We start from the raw sequence: 1193 nt of genomic DNA, 5'->3' as shown, positions 1-1193 counted from the left end.
GGATGTCTCAGGCGCGCCGGTGCAGGTAGATTTGAGCCGCTATGGCGTGGCTGACCTGGATGAATTGAACCAGGTGACGGGCAACCCGGCTTCGCTCCTGGCGCGCAAATGGGAGCACATCAAAGCGATCGCCAATGATTATCCCAATTCAGTAGACGAGCAGACGCGCAAAGCCGCGACATTTGCGGCCGGGCAGCCGCCTGCGCTCCAGGAGCGCGTTTTCCGCGGCGCGATTATCGGCGGGAAGATTGGCGTGCTCCAGGACGCGATCGCCAATAAGTTTGGTGCTGACCAGGTTGATGCCCTGCGGGCTGACGCGGCGCAGCTGGTGGAGCAGGAGCTGAAGAAATTCGGCAACCCAAACCAGGGCAGGATTAGCAAGGTGTCCGGCAACAGTGCCGGTGACTGGATGAAGTTCCGCGGCAGTATCACAGCCGATGGCCAGCTCTCTGACATGCTTCAGGGCAAACTGGATGTAGCCGGCACACAGGCCTTTGATGCCACCAATCATGAGGAGGTGATCCGCCACCTGTTTAACCAGATTGACCTGGTACCGATCAGCCTGGAAGAGTTCCGCAAAGCCTCCACGGCCGAGCTGCCGGCTGACGATAATGCGTTACTGGACATCCTGGCCAGCACCGACGGTATTGCCATCACCGCCAACGGCGACCTGATGCCAATGGATCGCGCCACCAGCGGCGACATTGGGCTTATCACTGGCGAGCTGATGGGCGTACTGGGCGTAATCGGGGACGGTCCACAAAAGAACAACTACCTAAAGCAGCTGGAGCAGATCCGCGCAAAGCGTAAATGGACAGAGGTCGATGACATCTCTTTCTCAATGAGCAGCCGCTGGTTTGACCGCTCTCTGGTGCTCGAATTCCTGCGTGATCAGGGTTATGACGAGCTGACCTATATCGAAAAGGTAGAGGTTGAGAACGGCGCGCTGGTGTCGGAGCAAGGCTACCAGGGCAAGAATGGGGTGTTTGCCGGGTATCGCTACGGCACTGTGCTGAAAAAGGATAAAGAAACGGGGGAAATGACCCCGACCTATACCCGCAAATCCACCAGCGATCCATTTAGTGCCCAGCTGGAGAAGTACCTCAATGGTGGCAAACCGGTAGGGGTACATGCAGAAGCGTACATGGCGCGGATCCGCGCTCTGGAAACCCAGTTCAACGACTGGATCCGCC

Annotated in this window: 1 pseudogene; it reads left to right on the top strand. The window is 58.0% G+C overall.

Features of this window, described 5'->3' with window-relative positions:
- Positions 1-19: 19 nt before the first annotated feature.
- Positions 20-1193: pseudogene (locus CYR55_RS22890) on the top strand (hypothetical protein); the annotation flags it as partial.

The sequence above is a fragment of the Chimaeribacter californicus genome (assembly GCF_002858675.1).
Lineage (GTDB): Bacteria > Pseudomonadota > Gammaproteobacteria > Enterobacterales > Enterobacteriaceae > Chimaeribacter > Chimaeribacter californicus.
The sequence above is the reverse complement of the archived record's forward strand: the minus strand, read 5'-3'. Positions and strand labels throughout refer to the sequence as shown.